Raw genomic sequence first — 19,692 nt, forward strand, 5'->3', positions numbered from 1 at the left:
GCCACTACCTCGATGGGCTGACGTAGACCCAATTGGTGCCGACGTTATCGCACACCACAATGTCGGCATTAATCACTGAACACAGAGACAACTCCTGCGGAAGCTTGTCATGGTAACGGGCTTTCACCGCTAGGTTTTTCTTGTCCTGCTTCAGCAACGTGAAGGTTTGCTCCATACGCCTGGCAAAGTCGACACCGCCGTCTTCCATGGTATGAAAGGCGTTGTGGAATGCCGTGAAGCTCATGGTATTAGCGCCCAGACCGATCTCCACCATTTTGGGGATGTATCGATCATAGGCATCGGACAGGTAGCGGCGAACCGCTTCCTCATCGTTCCGGTCACCCGCGAACGAGCTAAGCCCGAGACGGTTCTCTGGCGCTAGAGCGCCACTATTCAGCTTACTGTTGGGCAGATTCGAGATCAGATCAAAACGTCCCTGCGGGCAACTGATACGAGGCCCTTCAAGACGACAACTTGCCAATTTTCTTCTGGGTTTGTGAGTATCTTCCTGTTCCGCATCGGCGGATTCCTGCGCCGGTTTAGGCTGCGGTGGTTGTTCCGCTGATGCAGTTACCTCCGGTACGACCAGGCCCAAACGTCCAGCCGGACGTCGCAGAAGTAATGCCTGAACCTTCGGGTCGTTGCGCCTGAAATCCGTCCAGGACGGCAAACCCGCACCCTGACCTTTGCTGACCACCGTACAGTACAATGTTTCCAGATCGGTTTTCGCGCTTTCCAGGCACCCGTCTCCGGTGGCATGAAGACCTCCGGCGTAAGCACTCAGCAATAGCGCAACCAGCCACCTAGCTGTCATCACGCTGCCCCAGCGCCACGCGTGCCATCAGGTCTTCCACCCGGCGTATGGTTTCAGCGTCGCCCTTCTTCCCGGTAAGCACCACCTGCGATCCAATGGTGGCGACATACATCAGCAGTGACAGGTCACGAATACGCTGGGGATCGCTGCTCAGCCGTTCATACAGCTCGCAGTTCTGGTTGATGCGCGCTTCGTCCACCTGCGTGACCAGATCAGCCGCGTAGTCATTCCGCCGCGCAAAATCCCGCACTGCCAACTCCACCTGCAGACGCCGGATGTTACGGGAGGCATCGGTAAGTAGCAGCTCCAGTATCTGACGCAATTCGGTTTCAACATCCCCACCCTTGGGTTTCCAGTACTGCAGTTCGTGCAGGCGTCGGTCCCGCCACCGATTCAGGAAACGGACCACCAGATCTTCGTGGTCCTTGAAGTGCCAGTAAAAACTGCCACGGGTCACACCCAACTTTTTCGCCAGAGTCAGCACTCTGAGGTTCCCGAATCCACCAGTGGCCACCTCCCCGGCGGCCGCATCCAGCCATTTGTCGCGTGTAAGCTGCGGTTTTTCCGGCGTCTTGCCTCTGCGGCGGTTTATGGGTTTGGCATCCGTCATAGTGGATTCTGATCCTGCTACTGGCTGTTTGGTGTGAATTCTACATCAACGGCGTCGCCGTGTTTGAAAGCGTTGACCCTACCTTGAACATACATTAGTGTATGGATAAACAATACACCAGTGTATGGATAATTCAATACGCCATCCATGCACCATTTACCTAATCCACTGTCAGTATCAGGGAGCTGCCACATGAGTACCGCCCACTACGATGTACACGGCACGACCGCCGTCATTCGGCTGGACAACCCACCAGTCAACGGTCTGGGCCTGGCGTTGCGCCAGGGTATTGTCAACGGCATTCGCCAGGCGGAAGCCGACACTGCCATCAAGGCTGTGGTGTTGATCGGCTCCGATCGCGCTTTCTCCGGTGGTGCTGACATCAGTGAGTTTGGCTCATCAAAAGCCACCGCTGAGCCGAACCTGCTCACCGTTGTCAATTACGTGGAAAGCAGCCGCAAACCGGTTATAGCCGCCATTAGCGGCGCCTGCATGGGCGGTGGTCTGGAACTGGCGCTGGGTTGTCACTACCGCATTGCCAAGCCGGATGCCCAGATTGCCCTGCCAGAAGTAAAACTCGGCCTGTTGCCGGGCGCCGGTGGCACCCAGCGTTTGCCGCGCCTGATCGGCGCCGAGCACGCCGTCAACATGATCGTCTCCGGCAGCGTGGTTCCAGCCAAACAGTTCAAGGGCAGTGCACTGTTTGATGAGATCGTCAACGGCGAACTGTTTGACGCCGCTATTGCTTATGCCACCAAGGTAATCAGCGAAAACCTACCGCTGAAGAAAGTCCGCGACCTGAAAGCCAAGCACCCCAACCCGGAAGGCTTCTTCATGTTCACCCGCAATACCGTGGGAGCTATGGCCAAGAACTACCCGGCCCCGCTGAAGTGCGTGGATGCTGTGAAAGCTGCAGTCACTATGCCCTTCGACAAGGGTATGGCAGTGGAACGGGAAGCCTTCCTGAACCTGATGCAGACTCCCGAATCCCGGGCCTTGCGCCACGCCTTCTTCTCCGAGCGCCTGACCAGCAAGATCGCCGATGTGCCATCAGACACCCCGACCCGCGACATCAAATCGGTGGGCGTGATAGGTGGCGGCACAATGGGCACCGGCATCAGCATCAACTTCCTGAACGCCGGTATTCCGGTCACCCTCGTGGAGATGAAGCAGGAAGGCCTGGACCGGGGCGTGGAGGCCATTCGCAAAGTCTATGAAGGCCGGGTCAAGAAAGGCCGCATGAGCGAGGACGACGCCAAAGCCAAAATGGAATTGCTAACTCCGTCGCTTACTTATGACGACCTGAACAACTCAGACCTGGTGATCGAAGCCGTGTTCGAGGAAATGGGCGTCAAACAGTCCGTGTTCGAAAAGCTGGACGAGGTGTGCAAGCAAGGCACGATTCTGGCCTCCAACACCTCAACGCTGGATGTGAACAAGATCGCCAGCTTCACCAAGCGCCCGGAAGACGTCATCGGCCTGCACTTCTTCAGCCCCGCGAACATCATGAAACTGCTGGAAGTGGTGCGCGGTGAGAAGACTGCCAAAGACGTTCTGGCCACCGCCATGAAACTGGCCAAGGCGATCAAGAAGACCGCCGTGGTTTCTGGCGTGTGCGACGGCTTCATCGGCAACCGCATGATCAACCAGTACCAGCGCGAAGCCCTGCTGATGCTGGAAGAAGGCGCCAGCGTGCAGCAGATTGACAAGGCCATCGAGAAGTTCGGCTTTGCCATGGGCCCGCTGCGTATGGCCGACCTGGCCGGCGGCGACATCGGCTGGGCCATCCGCAAGCGCCAGTATGAAGAAAACCCGGACATGGTGAAGATGGTGCTGGCCGACCACATCTGTGAAATGGGCCGCTACGGCCAGAAGACCGGCGCCGGTTTCTACCGCTACGAGCCGGGCAACCGCAACGCCCTGCACGATCCGGAAGTGGACAAGGTGGTGGAAGAGGTCCGCGCCGAACTGGGCATCACCCCGCGCAAGATCAGTAACCAGGAAATCGTTGAGCGTTGCGTGTACGCCCTGGTGAACGAAGGTGCCCAGATTCTGGACGAAGGCATCGCCCAGCGCGCCTCTGACATCGACATGGTCTACCTGACCGGTTACGGCTTCCCCGTATTCCGCGGCGGCCCCATGCACTACGCCGAAGAAGTCGGGCTGCCGAACGTGGTTCGCGCCATGCAGGCCTTCACCGAAGACCGTCATACCCAGCCTGGTTTCTGGGAGCCTGCCGCCCTGCTGGCCAAACGTGCCGAGGAAGGCAAAGGTTTCGACGCCAAATAACCGGATCACAAATACCCTCGGGGCGCCCAATCCCTTTTAAACAGGCAGGCGCTCCGAACGAAGGAGAATTGTTATGTCCAATGATGTTGTCATCGTAAGCACGGCTCGTACCCCGCTGGCCAAATCCTGGCGCGGCGGCCTCAACATGACCCATGGCGCTACCTTGGCCGGTCACGCCATCCAGCACGCGGTTGAACGTTCCAAAGTCGACCCGAACGAAATCGAAGACGTGCTCATGGGCTGTGCCCTGCCCGAAGGCTCCACCGGCAACGATGTAGCCCGCATGGGTGCCATCCGTGCTGGCCTGCCCGTCACCGTCGGCGGCGCCACCATCAACCGTTTCTGCTCCTCTGGCCTGCAGGCCATCGCCATGGCCGCGCACCACATCGCGGTGGATAAGGTTCCGGTAATGGTCGCTGGCGGCGTAGAGTCGATTTCTACCGTGCAGGCCAACGTCAACCAGAACTACTTCATGGAACCCTGGCTGGCGAAACACAAGCCGGAGCTTTACTGGTCCATGCTCGACACCGCAGAAACCGTGGCCAAGCGTTACGACATCAAGAAAGAGGATATGGACGAATACGGCGTCCGCAGCCAGAACCTGGCCACACAGGCACGGGAAGACGGCAAGTTCGACGACGAAATCGTGCCCATCACCACCACCATGGGTGTGGCCGACAAGGCCACCGGCCAGCTCAGCAGCCAGGAAGTCACCGTCAGCCAGGACGAAGGCATCCGCCCCGGCACCAACCTGGAAGGCGTCACCAAAATTCGTTCCGCGATGGAAGGCGGCGTCGTTACCGCCGGCAACGCCAGCCAGTTCTCGGATGGTGCCTCTGCCTGCGTGCTGATGGACAGCAAAACCGCCGAACAGCGCGGTGCCACCCCGCTGGGTATCTTCCGTGGCTTTGCAGTCGCCGGTTGCGAACCCGACGAAATGGGCATCGGCCCGGTGTACGCCGTTCCCAAATTGCTGAAGCGCGCCGGCCTGACCGTCGACGACATCGGCCTGTGGGAGCTCAACGAAGCCTTCGCCGTCCAGGTTCTGTACTGCCAGCGCAAACTGGGCATTCCCATGGATCGCCTGAACGTCAACGGCGGCGCCATCGCAGTCGGCCACCCTTACGGCACCACCGGTTCCCGCCTGGTCGGCCACGCCCTGATCGAAGGCAAGCGCCGGGGCGTAAAATACGTAGTGGTCACCATGTGCGTCGGCACTGGTATGGGTGCTGCCGGGTTGTTTGAGGTCGCCTGAGACCTTGGGTGGAAGCGGTCTAGCTCAGTAAATTAAAGCAGGCGCGCACTGACTCGAAGCGTCGGATGGGTATCCCCTTTCAAAACTGTACGAAGCCATGGATGGCGGAGTCCAAGCGCCCCAGGGATGGGCCGAAGGAGCGTGTTTTGAAAGGGGATACCCATTCGACGCCTCCGCAAAAGTTTTAGGCCAGACATTAGGCCACTCAGAAGTTAAACCATCTACCTCAGCCATCAGACAAGAGGTGCAACATGGATCTAAATTACACCCCCGAACAAGAGGCCTTCCGCGCCGACGTTCGCCAGTTCCTGGACGACAACCTCCCCGACGACATCCGCGAGCGCGTCCAGAAACGCCTGCGCCACGACAAAGACATGACGCAGCGCTGGCAGAAAATACTTTTCGACAAAGGCTGGGGCGCCTCCACCTGGCCTGAAGAATTCGGCGGCCCGGGCTGGAGCCCGATTGAACAGATCATCTTTGAAGAAGAATGTGCCCTCGCCGGTGCCCCCCGCCAGCTCGATTTCGGCCTGCGCATGGTCGCCCCCGTGATCATGACCTTCGGCAACGACGAGCAGAAACAACGCTTTCTGCCGGGCATTCTCAGTGGTGAAGACTGGTGGTGTCAGGGCTACTCCGAACCAGGTTCCGGTTCCGATCTGGCCTCCTTGCGCTGCTCCGCCAAACGCGAAGGCGACCACTACATCGTCAACGGCCAGAAAACCTGGACCACCCTCGGCCAGCACGCCGACTGGATCTTCTGCCTGGTGCGTACCAGCACCGAAGGCAAGCCCCAACAGGGCATCTCCTTCCTGCTAATCGACATGAACGATCCGGGCATCGATGTTAAGCCCATCATCATGCTCGACGGTGAGCACGAGATTAACGAGGTCTACTTCGACAACGTCAAAGTGTCCGCAGAGAACCTGATCGGCGAGGAAAACCAGGGCTGGACGTACGCCAAGTTCCTGCTGGGCCACGAGCGTACTGGTCTGGCCAATGTCGGGCAGTGGAAAGCATTGATGAAACGCCTGAAAGTTGTCGCTAACGAGGAACAGGACGGCCAGCGCCCGCTGATCGAAAACACCCGTTTCCGGGATCGTCTGGCGCAACTGGACATCGAGCTGCGCGCACTGGAGCTGACGGTTCTGCGGGTACTCGCTGACAAGAAAGGCCCGGGGCCGCAGGCGTCCATCCTGAAAATCCGTGGTACCGAGATCGGCCAGAAGCTGTTCGAACTGCTGATGGAAGCCACCGGCCAGGATGCCATTGCGCACGTTCCGGACGCTCTGGAACTGGACTACAACGGCCCACGCACCGGTTCGATCGATGCCACACCGGCGGCTGGCGATTACTTCAACATGCGCAAGCTGTCGATCTTTGGCGGGTCCAACGAGATCCAGCGCAACATCATCGCCCAGCTCGTGCTTGGTCTTTAAAGGAGGCGTTCAAATGAATTTTGACCTTACCGACGAACAGCAAATGCTGAACGACTCGCTGCGCCGCTTTGTGACCAACGAATACAGCTTTGAAAAGCGCAGCACCTTCATAGAATCCGGCAAAGGCTCCGATCCGCAGACCTGGTCCGCCCTGGCGGATATGGGCCTGCTGGCGTTCACCTTCCCGGAAGCTTTTGGCGGCCTGGACGGCAACGCTGTGGACACCATGGTGGTGATGGAAAACTTTGGTCGCGGACTGGTGGCGGAACCCTATCTGGCCACCGTGGTTCTGGCCGGCGGTCTCATTCGGGACGTGGGCAACGATGCCCAGAAAGACGAGTGCCTGTCAGCCATTGCCACCGGCGAGCGGAAAATGGCGTTGGCCCATTACGAGCCCGGTGCACGGTACAACCTGAGCCAGATACAGACCACTGCCCGCAAGGACGGCGACCACTTTATGGTCAGCGGCCAGAAGACGGCGGTGATCCATGGTGGTCAGGCAGATCAGTTGGTGGTGTCAGCGCGCACCAGTGGCAACGCCAATGACGAGCGGGGCCTCTCCCTGTTCATTGTTGATGCCAATGCTAAAGGCGTGAAGATTGACGACTACGCTGCCCACGACGGCTACCGGATTGCAGACATCAGCCTCTCCAATGTCACCGTTAGCGCAGACAACCTGCTGGGCGAACTGGACCAGGCGTTTCCTCACATTGAGAAGGCCGTGGATCTGGGTATCGCCGCCGTTTGCGCAGAAGCCGTGGGCGCCATGGAAGCGATGAACGAAACCACCCTGGACTACATCAAGACCCGCAAGCAGTTTGGCGTGCCCATCGGCAAGTTCCAGGTGCTTCAGCACCGTATGGCGGACATGTTCATTCAGGCCGAGCAGTCCAAATCCATGGCCATTCTCGCGGCCAACTCCGCCGATTCGGGCGACAGGGCCGAGCGCCGCAACGCGCTGTCCATGGCCAAAACGCTTGTGGGCCAGGGTGCCCGCTATGTCGCCCAAGAAGGCGTGCAGTTGCACGGCGGCATGGGCGTGACCGACGAAATGTTTGCCGCCCACCTGTTCAAGCGGCTGACCACCATCAACCTGCTGTTTGGCGACGCAGACCATCACCTGGCAAGAGTCAGCGACAGCCTGCTGGGCGCCAGCGCCTGAATGGAAAAGGATTAACACTATGAGCGTGAAACAACTACTGGACCTGTCCGGAAAAGTCGCCTTCATTACCGGCGGCTCCCGGGGCCTCGGCCTGCAAATGGCCGAGGCGCTGGGCGCGAAAATTGCCGTCAGTGCCTGCAAGTAACATCAATGAATCAAAACCATCAGGAAGCTAGGCTCGTTGTGAAAAACGTCAAGTTCTAAGGCAGGGAGCTCAAGATGATGACCAAGACTGCCGCTCAACCAACCATCCACAACATTTGAAAAAAGCTCTACGATGAAAACCTTGGGGTACTTACAGCGCCGATATGTCCTGAGCTAGAGCAGGCACCGGGTTGGCCGCGATCGAACGGCATATCAGCTCGGACATAGCATATGCCAATTGTGTACTGTTCCAGTTCCCGTCGTTGGAGAACCATTTCGGCACCCAGTTGACCGCCCCGAAAATAGCGAAGATAGCGAGTTTGGGATCACAGGCGATGATGCTGCCATCGGCCATGCCCTCACATACTAGCTCACGCAATTCTGCCTCAAACCGATCGCGCTTCTCAACAATAGGTGCCCGCTGCTCAGGCTGCAAGGCGTGTTCCTCGGCCAGAATGACGCAGCGACTCAGTTCGCTAAGCGTCGACTCCAAATAACCGCGTATGGTCAGTTGCAGCTTTTCAAAGCCCGTGCCAGGGTGAAGTTTAGCTTTCTCGAGGCTCTCGAAAGCCACCTCCAATACGTGTTCAAAGGCGGCAGCCAACAGAGACTGCTTGTTCGGAAAATAATAATAAAGCGATGCTTTGGTCACCCCAAGGCTCTTACCGATATCTTCCATGGATGTGCCATGAAAGCCCCTTTGGTTGAAGGCGTTCACTGCCTCGCGAAGCAAAGCATCACGCTTGGCTTTATACAATTGATCTCGGCTGGGAATGACATCCTTCCAGATAGACACAGTTCAAAGTTCCCGTAATGTGTAACTCTTGCAGACGCCCCGCGACGACTAACTGATGAGTAAGTTTATCAAATTATGAGTCGAGGTGCTAAAGCTCTTCTGACTTTGGAAATATCTTGGCGAACTCACGGCTGGAGCTGACGCGTGGGCATCACACATATTTCCTGCAAGTTCACGTTCGCCGGCTGAGCAAAACCGAATACCAGCAAACGGGCAATGTCCTCCGCGCTCAAGGCCTGCAGCTCGTCACGTCGCTGCTTCAACGCGCCCTCGGCGAAGCCATGACCCCAATTGGTATACACAGCACCAGGCTCGATCAGTGACACGCGTATACCTTCGTTTCCAAGTTCCTTGCGCAAGGCATCGTGGAAACCGACCACCGCGAACTTGCTCGCACTGTATACAGCCAAATCCTCTACTCCACGCCTCCCGGCAACACTGGCGACGCTGCTGATCATCGCCCCAGAACGACCTCGAAGCAGAGGAATGGCCTCTTGCGTGCAGTTGAAAACTCCGAACACATTGGCCTCGAAAGTACGCTGCCAATCCGCAGGATCACTCTCGGCGAAAGGCCCGGCATAGCCTACACCTGCGTTGTTGAACAACAGGTCCACCCCCCCGTAGCGCTCCTTCGCGAAGGAAAACAGGCGTGCGACCTGCCCCCTGTCAGCCACGTCAGCAACCATCACGCTCGCCCGCTCGCCCAGTTCCTCTGCCAGTACATTAAGCTTATCGACGCTGCGTGCACTGAGCACCACGTTCATGCCCTCTGCAATCAGCGCTCTTGCCGCGGCTGCCCCTATACCACTCGAAGCACCGGTGACAACCGCCGTCAAATCGCTTAAATCACGTAGTTGCATACCACTCTCCGGCTCAGGTATCTGATGCCTTACCACCGAGGTAAAGCTCCGTTAGGGTGCCCTCGTAGGCTTCGGCGGCGAAGGCTAGCGTCTCCGCCAGCGTCGGATGTGGGTGTATCGTCAAGCCGATCTCCGCCGGTTCCAGGCCCAGCTCGATTGCTAGTGTAGCCTCGGCGATTAGATCTCCGGCACTGGGGCCGACGATACCTGCGCCGATGAGCACCCCACTGGCGGGGTCCACCAGAATTTTGGTCAGTCCCGCTCCCGCACCCATCGTTTGCGCTCGGCCGCTGGCCATCCATGGGAAGCTGGCCTTCTCATAGCGACGATTCTCCCGCTGTGCCTGAATCTCAGTCAGCCCCACCCAGGCCGCTTCCGGATCAGTGTAAATCACCGACGGAATCACCTTCACTTCATTGGCTACTGGCAGACCGGCTGCCACTTCAGCGGCCACCTTGCCCTCATGCGTGGCTTTATGGGCCAGCATGGGCCCACCGGTCAGATCACCGATGGCAAACACATGGGCCACATTGGTACGCTGAAACTCATCAACTACGATAAAACCCTGGTTGTCCACTCGAACACCGGCTTTGTCGGCATCCAGCAGGCTGCCATTAGGTAGGCGACCGGCTGCACACAACAATTTGTCAAAAATCTCCGGCAAGCGGTCACCCTCGAAGCTCACCTTCAAACCACCTGCCTGTGATTGCACGCTAGCCACGCGAGTGCCGGTGTACAATGCCTCGTAGCGCTGCTCCAGCTCCTTTCGCAGCGGTTCCACCAGATCACGGTCACAATCCGGCAGCAGGTCCTCGGCCTGCTCCACAACAGTGACCCGGGATCCCAATGCCGCATACACCGACGCAATTTCCAAGCCGATGAAGCCGCCCCCGAGGACCAATAGACGCTTCGGGATATCCTCCAGTTCCAACGCCGCGGTGGAGTCGAGAATGCGCGAATCCTCGGGTAGGAATGGCAAACGTTCCGGGCGTGAACCGGCAGCGATAATTGCTTTGCTGAAATGCAGTTCTCGCCTACCATCTTTGGAATGCACGACGAGACTGTCGGGGCCGGTAAATCGACCCTCGCCCCGCAGCACCCGCACTCCTCGCTGGCGCGCTAACCCCGCCAGACCCTGAGTGAGCTTGCTTACCACCGACTCCTTCCAGCCACGCAACTTATCCAAGGACAATTCCGGCTCGCCAAAGTCGATGCCCTGCGCAGTCAGGCCTCGGGCCTGATCCATGATGTGGGCAGTGTGCAGCAGTGCCTTGGAGGGGATACAGCCGACGTTCAGGCAAACGCCACCAAGCGTGGCGTCACGTTCAACCAGCACCACGTCCAGACCGAGATCCGCCGCGCGGAAAGCTGCCGTGTAGCCACCCGGTCCGCCGCCCAGCACCAAAAGTTGCACCTCTTCCGGCTTGCTTTGTTCACGATTATTCATAGATTCCACTTAGCCTAAATAGGCGCCGGCTAAGCCGTTGCCTTTTAATTGCGAGCTCTCTCCGGACTGAACTACCTCGCCCTGGCGCAACACATACCCCTGGTCCGCCACCTTGAGGGCAAGACTCGCCATCTGCTCACTGAGCACAACGGTGTGTCCGCCTTCGTCACAGTATCCACGGATAAACTCATAGATCTGGCTGACAATGATCGGCGCCAGGCCAAGAGAGGGCTCATCCAGTAACACCAGCCGTGGCTCATGTAACGTAGCCATGGACAGGATCAACATTTGCTGCTGCCCCCCGCTGAGGGTGCCAGCCTTCAAACGACGACGCTCGGCGAGGATTGGGAAATTGGCATAGACCTGATCCACAGCGCTCTTGAAATCACCGCTCGGATGTCGAAAGTGCCAGGCAGTAACCAGGTTTTCCTCCACCGTGTGCTGATGGAACAGCCGGCGCCCTTCGAGAGCATGGGCGATACCCAGACGCGCCCGTTCGTGAGGCTTTAGTGCGCTGATGTCATAACCGTCCAGCAGGATCTGGCCAGCCTTGGGCGTAACTAGTCCGGAAACGGCTTTTAGTAGCGAAGACTTGCCAGCGCCGTTGGCTCCAATTAGCGCCGTGATGGTGCCGGGCGCGGCGCTAAGATCAACGCACTTCACCGCGTCGATCGCACCGTAGCTCACCGAAATATCGCGCAGCTCAAGCATGACTCGTTTCCTCCTTGCCCAGATAAGCCTCGATCACAGAGGGATCGTCACGCATGCCCGCCATGTCGCCGCGATAGATTTCCTGTCCCGCGTCGAAAGTCACTACTTCATCTACCAGTTCCTCAAGGAAATCCATGTGATGGTCAATTAGCATCACGCCCACACCATGATCCCGCGCCATGCGAATCAATGCCATCAGCCGTTCGGCCTCGGTGTCAGACAAACCTGCTGCTGGCTCATCGAGCAGCAGCAGTTCGGGGTCGGAAGCTAATGCTCGGGCCACTTCCACCAGACGCTGAATCCCGTAGGGTAGGTCACCGACCGGCTCATCGGCATAAACACTTAAGCCGGCCGCTTCCATAAGTCCTTGGGTGCAGGCGAGGAAACGGCGCTCTTCGCGTTGTGCCCCGGTGCTGTTAACCGAGGCGGCAAAAGCACCATGAGCATAGAGCCGGTGCGCACCCATGAGAATATTTTCCCGAACACTAAAACTCGGCACATTTCGAGGATCCTGGAAAGTGCGAGTAACACCTGCCCTGGCTACCCGATGAGCCGGCCATCCAGAGATTTTTTCGCCCTTGAAGTAGACTTCACCAACGGTAGGGGTATACATGCCGCTGATGACGTTTACCAAGGTGCTCTTGCCCGAGCCATTGGGGCCCACCAAGCCTGTTACCGTACCGCGACGTACTGTCAGGCTGACCCCATCCAAAGCGCGCAAACCCGAGAAGCTCATGACAACATCACACACCTCCACTAGCGCCTGCCCACTCCCGCTTCGTTGGCTCAGAACCGAATCAAGCCCCAATCCCTGACCACTCAGCTGATCATGCTTACTGTAGCGAGTTTGGCTACCCAGCAAACCGGCCAAGCCCCGGGGCAAGACGGTGAACGAGAACACCAAAATCAATCCGTACACGATATACTGATAATCACTGAAAGCCTGCAATTGCTGGGGCAGATATGTGAACAACCCCGCACCCAGCACCTGACCGACAAGAGATCCTAGTCCACCCACCACCGCCATGACCAATATCTCCACCGAGCGCATCAAGGTGAAACTTTCGGGGGTGATGTAACCTACAAGGAAAGCATAGAAACCCGCCGCCAGACCGGCAATTCCACCGCTCAGTGCATAGGCGAAGCGCTTTGTGCCGCCTGAGGGAATTCCCAAACTGCCGGCGGCGATCTCGCTCACATGGATGGCATAGAATGCCCGTCCGAAGTGACTCTTGATAAAATTGCGCAGCATTATCATCATTCCTATCAAACTAACCAACATGATGCGGAAGTACCACTCCGGGCTGACCCCCCAACCGAACACCTCCAACGTGCCTAGCCCAGGTGACGGAATGCCTCGCATGCCCATCACCCCGCCGGTCATACCGCGCCATTCTCGAACCAACTCATAAACAATCAGACCGAAAGCAAGAGACATCATTGCTAGATAGAACTCGCGTACCCTCCCCGAGGGTATCGCCAGCAGATAGCCCACCGCCGCCGAAATCAATACCGATGCCACGACGGCCACGGGAAAAGACAGACCATAATCTTTAAGGAGAATCGCGGCCGCGTAGGATCCAATGGCGAGAAACCCCGCGTGCCCCAGTGATATCTGACCAGCAACTCCGGTGAGCACGTTGATACTTTGGGCGAGCATGATGTTGACTATCAAGAAGCACCACATCTGTACTGTGCCCTGATCCGCGAAGCTCGCGCCAGCCGCAGCAGCAATACACACACCGCCCACTAGCCAGGGGCTGCTGATCGCTTTGCCGAGCATATGCAGTGGATTCATACTTTCACCATTTCCTTTTTACCTAATAGCCCCTGGGGTCGCATAGCCAGTACAGCGACCAGCAGGACGAAGGCGACGGTCTGCGCTGCCGCTGGAGAGTAGTAACCGGCTATCAGCTTCTCTAGCACACCTAGGCCTAGTCCGGCTATTAACGCACCTACGGCGCTACCCATCCCGCCCACGACGGCCGCGACAAAAGCGAGTATCAGCAGGTGCAAGCCAAAGCCCGGGTCCACGGTGCCGGAAATCTGGCTAACCAAGATTCCGGCAACACCAGCGAGAAGACCGCTGACTGCGAAAGACAACAGCACCACCTTGCGCACGGGGATGCCCATCAGGGAGGCAAGTTCCCGGTCATGAGCCACCGCGCGTACGCCGTATCCCCATGTGGAACGGCGAAGAAAAAGCTCCATCAGCCCGACGATGACGACGCAGATTACGAACACGGCTATGTACTGCACTGAAACCCAGGCACCGAAGATCTGGAGAGTGGCAGAACTGCTGAACAACACGTCTGGGAAAGCCACCGCTTGAGTGCCGAATACCAAACTAGCCAAACCTTGCAGAAACACACCCACACCCAGAGTCGAAACCACCCAACCCATGCTACCGCCCGCCTTAAGCAACGGGCGTATTGCTACCATCTCAGTTACGATCAGCACCAGGCAGGTTGCCACGAGGGCAATCAGCACTGCTAACAGCAAGTTCACGCCGTAGCCAATCAGCACCGCACTGAGCATAGCTCCTATCATCAACACCGAGCCCTGTCCGAAATTCAGTACCCGTGTAGTCCAGAAGGTGAGATTCAACCCCAACGCAATCAACGCATATACCGCGCCCACGCTAAGGCCAGCGAAAACCATTTGCAGGAAGAAAACCATGGTCTTAATGCTCTCTGCCAAGAAGATTGGGGCGGACCCACAGGGCCCGCCATACACAACTGAACCCTGGCGATTACTGCTCGCTCACCGGTACCAGCGAGAACTTGTCACCGTTCTTGACGTATTCGAAGACCTCGAGGCCGTCCGCCTCGATGGCGTGGTGACGATCTTCGGAGAAGTTGTAGACGGCATTGACCCCTTCGTATCCCTGAATGGACTCGATGGCCTGGTTGATGGCATCTGGATCGGTGGAGTCAGCACGCTTGATACCCTCGAAAAGAATATTTGCCGCGTCGTAGCCGTTCGATACCGAAATCGCCATGAACAACTCCGGATTTTCTTCGTCATCACCCCACCAGCGGTCGGTGCCGTACTCGGCCTTGTAGGCGTCAACGAACTTCTGGGTGGCCTCGCGCATCGGTCGTTGACCGAAAGCACCGATCATGGTCCCCTGGACATCTTCCACCAGATCGCCGGCCCCCTCCTGGAATGGCTGACCCAGTGCACCGTTGGAGGCCACCAGCGGCACAGTCATATTCAAACGGGCCATAGTCCGGCGCAGCACTGCCAGGTCACGTCCCAGACCGATGGCCGCAATAGCATCCACATTGGAACGCTTCATGCGCGCCACCTGGGCGGTCATGTCCTGAGTGCCCTGGTTGTAGCTATCGTCAGCCACCGGCGCATTACCACCGGCCGCCTCCATTGCTTCGGTGAGATATTCCAAGCCGGACACACCGTAGGCCGTGCTTTCATAAACCACACCGACCCGCTCGAACTTGTTCACCAAGTGTTCACCCATGGCCTTGGCTTCCACGTCGTTTTGCAGAGCAAAGGAGAACACATTCTTGCGCGGCGCATTACCGGTCCCGTTTGGGTAGGTCACCGTCGGCGTCTGGGCGATGGGGTTCATATAGGGCCGGCCGTCCGCCTCGGCCATATCGATCACCGCCAAGGTCGGACCGCTGCCGGCGGGTCCTATGATGCCGACAATTTCCTCATTATCCAGAATTCGACGTATGTTCTGCACTGCGCGATCCGGATTTAGCTGGTCATCCAGCAGCATTGCTAGTTCGATTTTCTTGCCGTTGATGCCGCCGTTTTCATTCCATTCCTTGATGGCGAGCTCCACTGCGCGGCGATTGCCCTCGCCAAATTCGTTGTAAGGCCCGGTCAGGGCCGAGGTCATCCCGATCTTGACAGTGTCTTCCTCGGCCAGCGCTGGACTTGCTATCATTGCCGCAGCGGCTAGCCCAAGAGCGATCTTTACTAGGTTCTTTCCAGTCTTGTTGTGCCAGTTCATAGTGGTTCTCCTCACATTCTTGTTGTTGGCAACTATATGTCCCATGGTGGGGTACGACTCTCTTATTGGATTTCCCTGAAAGCCTCGAGCACGTCCGCAATATCCGCCCGGGGCAAGGCTTCACTGAAGCGCTCCAGACAATCGTAGGCGTGCCCGGGTACGCCCGTTTCCTCTCCGATGCGGCGAATCAGTGCCGACACCTGGGAGCGGTCGTAGCTGTACTCGGTATGATCGGTGCGTTGCTCCACACCCAAAGGACGCGTCTCGCCGTCCACGTCCGCCTCGATATAGCAAGCAAGCAGACCATAGTCAGCATCGGCGATGGGCTCGACGTGGGGCATCAGTGCATTCACCTTGATGTCATCAAAGTCGTTCATTCTCGCGACAGTTGGATGCCCGTGAACCAGGGTAGTGGCAACACAGAACTGGATACTCATCAGGCTACCCGACAGCGAACTGAAAGGGCCGACGCTGTCCATACCCGCGTAACCCACACAGGTGGGATTCATGTGAATGCGCACGGCAGTCGGTTCGCGCCCTGCCAGCCGTTCGCGCAGGGCCAGCGCAGCGGTTACCGGTGTCTGGTTAAGCGCGCAGACCGGGTAGGGTTTAAAGGTCACCTTGGATACCGACCATTCCCGGCCCAGTTTGGTAACCAGAGCATCAACATCGCAGTCCGTACCGACATAAGTACGTACGAAACCGCTACGCCCTTCGAAAGCTTCCGGTGCGGAGACCGAACCGGCTTCCGCTAGGCGGGCGGCGGCGAGCCCGTTGCGGCCAGCAATACCTACCTGATACCTCCACTCATCGGTGCCATCACCGAAAGATTGCAGTATACCTCCGGTGAATGACGCTGCGTTGCACAGCGCAGCAGCGGTGCGCTCAGCACTCAAGTTCCGGAACTTCGCGACTGAAGCTGCGGCAGCAATAGTCCCGTACAAGGGCGATGCCCGCAGGCCCTTGCTAGTGGTGGTGGCCGAGTACGCCGTCTCCAATAGGCCGCCCACTTCGTAACCGGCGATCAGCGCCGGCAAAAGCCGTTCCACCGGACCTTCTTCCGCCTCCACCAGCGCGGTGAGGAGCGGCAGCAGCACCGCACCGAAATGGGCCACGCCGCATGTGTCTTCCTGGGCGCGCCCATGAAACAGGGCCGCGTTGGCCAAGGCGGCGCCTGCCACGGTGGTCTTACGACCATCGCACAGAAGGGCTGCGCCCTCTGTGCGCTCTCCGTCCATAGCAAGCACCGACTCGGCGGCAACCGGGAAAAAGGGTGTAGCATGTGAGCCCAATGCGATACCGTAACCGTTAAGCACACAGGCCCGAGCCTTCTCTACAACCTCTGTAGGCAATGTTTCTATATCCAGGCTGTGGACAAAGACCGCCATCGCATTCGCCAGACTCATGGTTTTTCTCCTTAGCGTTCCAATATTACTCACCACCTGCATAGGCCTCACGCAGCTTACGCTTGAGAATCTTGCCGGAGGGGTTTCGGGGCAGTGCGTCACTTAGCAGTAGCTGTTTGGGCACCTTGAAGTTTGCTAGATGCTTCCGGCAGTGAGCTTCCAACATTTCGTAGTTGAGTTCCGCACCCTCACGAGGCACAACCACCGCCACCACGCGCTCACCCCAGTTCTCATCGGGCAGGCCAATCACGGCGGCTTCGGCCACCTCCGGTAATTGGTAGATCACATTTTCCACCTCGGAGGAGGCTACATTTTCTGCACCAGTGAGGATCATGTCCTTACGTCTGTCAGTAACATAGAGGAAGCCATCCTCGTCGAGATACCCAATATCGCCGCTACGAAACCAGTCGCCGAAGAAGCTCTCTTCGGTCTTGTCCGGAGCGTTCCAGTAGCCGCGGGTAACCTTGGGCCCGCGCAGGCAGATCTCGCCTTCTTTAGTGGCTGGTAGCTCACGGCCCTGTTCATCGCGGATGCAGACCTGCACGTGAGCAAGCGGTCGGCCAGTGGAGCCAATTTTTTCGATCTCCATGCCTGGCTCCATCAGCGTGTCACCACTGCATGTCTCGGTAAGACCGTAGCCATCAATATAACGCCCGGCACTGAACACCCTCGTGAAGTCGCGAATGCGACTCTCCGGGGTCTTCTCGCCCCCGCCTATGCACCAGCGAAAACTGGACAGATCGAAACGCTGCGGGTTATCCATCGCCAGTATTTGGTTGAGCATTACGGGTGCGGTCCAGCCGCAAGTAAGTTGGTGGCGCTCAATGCTCAACAGTGCTGCCTCGGCATCGAACTCCCTATGCAAGCAGAGAGTCCCTCCCAGCCACAGGAGGGCCACACCAGGCAAATCGAAAGCGCCTACGTGATAGAGTGGACCCACGGTAAGCAACCGATCCTCGCCAGTAAGGCCCACGGCAATCACGTGATCCATACACTTCCAATAGAAATTTTCGTAGCTGTGGATCACGCCCTTAGGACGATCCGTGGTGCCGGAGGTGTACATCAGTCGAAACATCTGGTCGCTGCGCCGAGGGCAAGGCTCGGGGACGGGCCAAGTGGAATCCGATAATATCTGGCTATCTTTTTGAGCGGCAGTGTCCACCACGATCGCGTCATCGTAAAGATTACATACCTCGTCAAACTGATCATCCACAAACAGCAGCTTGGCGCCTGCATCGGCGAGGATGTAGCGCACTTCTTCGCGGGCTAGGCGAAAGTTCACCGGCAGGAACACCGCCCCTAGGTAACTGGCGGCGAAGGCGATGTCGAGGAAGGCGGGGCTGTTCTTCATAAACAGCGCTACCACGTCACCCTCGCAAACGCCTCGCTGGGCGAGCAGAGCAGCCAGGCGGCGAATGCGTTTATCGAACTCGCGATAACTTACTTGGCACTCGCCGTAGATGATCGCTGTGTGATCTGGCCGCTGTCGGGCATGAAACGCGATAAAAGAGCTCAGGTTAACCACTTTGTTCACTCCTTCTTTACAAACCCGCGCAACTCTGACGATAGCGTCGAGCTGACCCTTACCCTACGGTAGCCAAATTAATAGGATTTAGGCATACCCAAGTCGTGTGTCGCGATGAAGTTGAGGATCATTTCCTCAGAGACCGGCGCGAATTTGAACAACCGCGCGTCTCGCCATAGGCGCTCGACGTGGTACTCGCGGGCATATCCCATGCCCCCCATGGTCTGCATGCTGCGTTCGATGGCATGCATCGTCGCGCGGGCCGCAACCAGCTTTGCCATGTTCGCCTCGCTGCCGTAAGGCTGACCAAGATCACACTGGGCAGCCGCGCGCAAATTCATCATGCGAGCACATTCCAGCTCGGCGTGGGATTCGGCTAGCGGAAATTGCACACCCTGGTAGGCGGTCACCGGGCGATTACGGAACACCTTGCGCTCATTGCCATAGTCCACAGCCAAGCGTGTGGCTAGCTTGCCAGCACCGATCAAACCAGCGGTGGTGACAACGCGCTCAGTGTTGAGCACCTGTAACAGCTCGCGCCAGCCACCATGCAGGGTACCCACCAATTCGTGAGGCTCGACCCTTACATCGTCGAAGAACACAGAACTGGCGCTCAAGGTGTGAGTGCCCAACTTCTCGATCGGCGTATGGCTCAAACCCTCGCGGTCGGTATCGATCATAAACATGGAGAGGCCCTGGGTGGGTTTTTCTACCTCGTCGGCCTTCTGGGTGCGTGCCACTACCAGCATCTTGCCAGCGGTACTCACTCCGGTTATCCAGATTTTCTGGCCACGTAGTCGCCAACCCTCACCGTCTGCAGCAGCAAAGGTGTCCATGTTGAGGGTGTTGCTGCCGGCATCCGGCTCGGTGAGCGCCATACAGAAGTTCAGTTCACCGGCCGCAAGCTTTGGTATCAAATCAGCCTTCATTTCCTCGGTGCCAAATTGCGCCACCGAGACCCCACCGAAGATAGGGTTGATCATGAACATCTGTCCAAGCGTGCTGCCACCACCTCCCTCGGCCAATGCCTCAACAACTAAGGCCATCTCCAGCATGCCCAGACCCGCGCCGCCGTACTTCTCGGGCAAAAGCACATTGGCGAGACCAGTCTCGCAGATTGCGCTCCAACAATCCTTCGGAAAGGTCTTGGCCTTGTCTTGCGCTGCCCAATACTCCAGACCATAATCCTTACCCACGCGGCGGGCAGTATCAACGATCATCTGTTGTTCTTCGGTGAGTGCAAAATCCATGA

The 19,692-nt window shown here is 57.9% G+C and carries 17 protein-coding genes; 5 read left to right on the plus strand and 12 right to left on the minus strand.

Annotation, left to right across the window (positions count from 1 at the left end):
- Positions 1–4: 4 nt before the first annotated feature.
- Positions 5–814, minus strand: a complete 810-nt coding sequence (locus AC0B60_RS03750) for a hypothetical protein (RefSeq protein ID WP_465084139.1) — start codon at positions 812–814, stop codon at positions 5–7.
- Positions 804–1,424, minus strand: coding sequence for a TetR/AcrR family transcriptional regulator (locus AC0B60_RS03755; protein WP_465084141.1), 621 nt, complete (start codon positions 1,422–1,424; stop codon positions 804–806). Before AC0B60_RS03755 ends, AC0B60_RS03750 begins: the two co-directional genes overlap by 11 nt.
- A gap of 192 nt (positions 1,425–1,616) precedes the next feature.
- Between AC0B60_RS03755 and AC0B60_RS03760 the strand changes: the two genes are divergently transcribed.
- The 5 genes from AC0B60_RS03760 to AC0B60_RS03780 all read left to right on the plus strand — a co-directional run bounded on the left by AC0B60_RS03760 (position 1,617) and on the right by AC0B60_RS03780 (position 7,714).
- Complete coding sequence (locus tag AC0B60_RS03760) at positions 1,617–3,713, plus strand: 3-hydroxyacyl-CoA dehydrogenase NAD-binding domain-containing protein (RefSeq protein WP_465084143.1); 2,097 nt, start codon at positions 1,617–1,619, stop codon at positions 3,711–3,713.
- Positions 3,714–3,786: 73 nt separating this feature from the next.
- Complete coding sequence (locus AC0B60_RS03765; RefSeq protein ID WP_465084145.1) at positions 3,787–4,968, plus strand: acetyl-CoA C-acyltransferase; 1,182 nt, start codon at positions 3,787–3,789, stop codon at positions 4,966–4,968.
- A gap of 251 nt (positions 4,969–5,219) precedes the next feature.
- Positions 5,220–6,407, plus strand: coding sequence for an acyl-CoA dehydrogenase family protein (locus AC0B60_RS03770; RefSeq protein WP_465084147.1), 1,188 nt, complete (start codon positions 5,220–5,222; stop codon positions 6,405–6,407).
- A 13-nt stretch (positions 6,408–6,420) separates the two neighbouring features.
- Complete coding sequence (locus AC0B60_RS03775) at positions 6,421–7,569, plus strand: acyl-CoA dehydrogenase family protein (protein WP_465084149.1); 1,149 nt, start codon at positions 6,421–6,423, stop codon at positions 7,567–7,569.
- A gap of 19 nt (positions 7,570–7,588) precedes the next feature.
- Positions 7,589–7,714: a hypothetical protein gene (locus AC0B60_RS03780; protein WP_465084151.1), complete on the plus strand. Its 126-nt coding sequence runs from the start codon at positions 7,589–7,591 to the stop codon at positions 7,712–7,714.
- 150 nt (positions 7,715–7,864) lie between these two features.
- Here the strand turns inward: AC0B60_RS03780 and AC0B60_RS03785 are convergent, their stop codons facing one another.
- The 10 genes from AC0B60_RS03785 to AC0B60_RS03830 form a co-directional block, all read right to left on the minus strand.
- Positions 7,865–8,509, minus strand: a complete 645-nt coding sequence (locus AC0B60_RS03785) for a TetR/AcrR family transcriptional regulator (RefSeq protein ID WP_465084152.1) — start codon at positions 8,507–8,509, stop codon at positions 7,865–7,867.
- A gap of 125 nt (positions 8,510–8,634) precedes the next feature.
- Complete coding sequence (locus tag AC0B60_RS03790) at positions 8,635–9,369, minus strand: SDR family oxidoreductase (protein ID WP_465084154.1); 735 nt, start codon at positions 9,367–9,369, stop codon at positions 8,635–8,637.
- A gap of 13 nt (positions 9,370–9,382) precedes the next feature.
- Entirely contained in the window at positions 9,383–10,816 is a 1,434-nt protein-coding gene (lpdA, locus tag AC0B60_RS03795; protein WP_465084156.1) for a dihydrolipoyl dehydrogenase, read from the minus strand.
- Between the two features lie 9 nt (positions 10,817–10,825).
- Positions 10,826–11,527: an ABC transporter ATP-binding protein gene (locus AC0B60_RS03800; protein WP_465084158.1), complete on the minus strand. Its 702-nt coding sequence runs from the start codon at positions 11,525–11,527 to the stop codon at positions 10,826–10,828.
- Positions 11,520–13,325: a branched-chain amino acid ABC transporter ATP-binding protein/permease gene (locus AC0B60_RS03805; protein ID WP_465084160.1), complete on the minus strand. Its 1,806-nt coding sequence runs from the start codon at positions 13,323–13,325 to the stop codon at positions 11,520–11,522. The genes AC0B60_RS03800 and AC0B60_RS03805 overlap by 8 nt, the downstream gene beginning before the upstream one ends.
- Positions 13,322–14,227 carry a branched-chain amino acid ABC transporter permease gene (locus tag AC0B60_RS03810; protein ID WP_465084162.1) on the minus strand — a complete coding sequence of 302 codons (906 nt, stop codon included), beginning with the start codon at positions 14,225–14,227 and terminating at the stop codon, positions 13,322–13,324. The genes AC0B60_RS03805 and AC0B60_RS03810 overlap by 4 nt, the downstream gene beginning before the upstream one ends.
- Before the next feature lie 52 nt (positions 14,228–14,279).
- The gene (locus AC0B60_RS03815; protein WP_465084164.1) at positions 14,280–15,509 is read right to left on the minus strand and encodes an ABC transporter substrate-binding protein; all 1,230 of its coding nucleotides are present in this window, start codon (positions 15,507–15,509) and stop codon (positions 14,280–14,282) included.
- 62 nt (positions 15,510–15,571) lie between these two features.
- Positions 15,572–16,915: an MmgE/PrpD family protein gene (locus AC0B60_RS03820; protein WP_465084166.1), complete on the minus strand. Its 1,344-nt coding sequence runs from the start codon at positions 16,913–16,915 to the stop codon at positions 15,572–15,574.
- 25 nt (positions 16,916–16,940) lie between these two features.
- Positions 16,941–18,440, minus strand: a complete 1,500-nt coding sequence (locus AC0B60_RS03825) for an AMP-binding protein (protein ID WP_465084168.1) — start codon at positions 18,438–18,440, stop codon at positions 16,941–16,943.
- A 77-nt stretch (positions 18,441–18,517) separates the two neighbouring features.
- On the minus strand, positions 18,518–19,690 hold the full coding sequence (locus AC0B60_RS03830; protein ID WP_465084170.1) for an acyl-CoA dehydrogenase family protein: 1,173 nt from the start codon (positions 19,688–19,690) through the stop codon (positions 18,518–18,520).
- Between the last annotated feature and the right edge of the window lie 2 nt (positions 19,691–19,692).

The sequence above is a fragment of the Marinobacter sp. V34 genome (genome assembly GCF_055524115.1).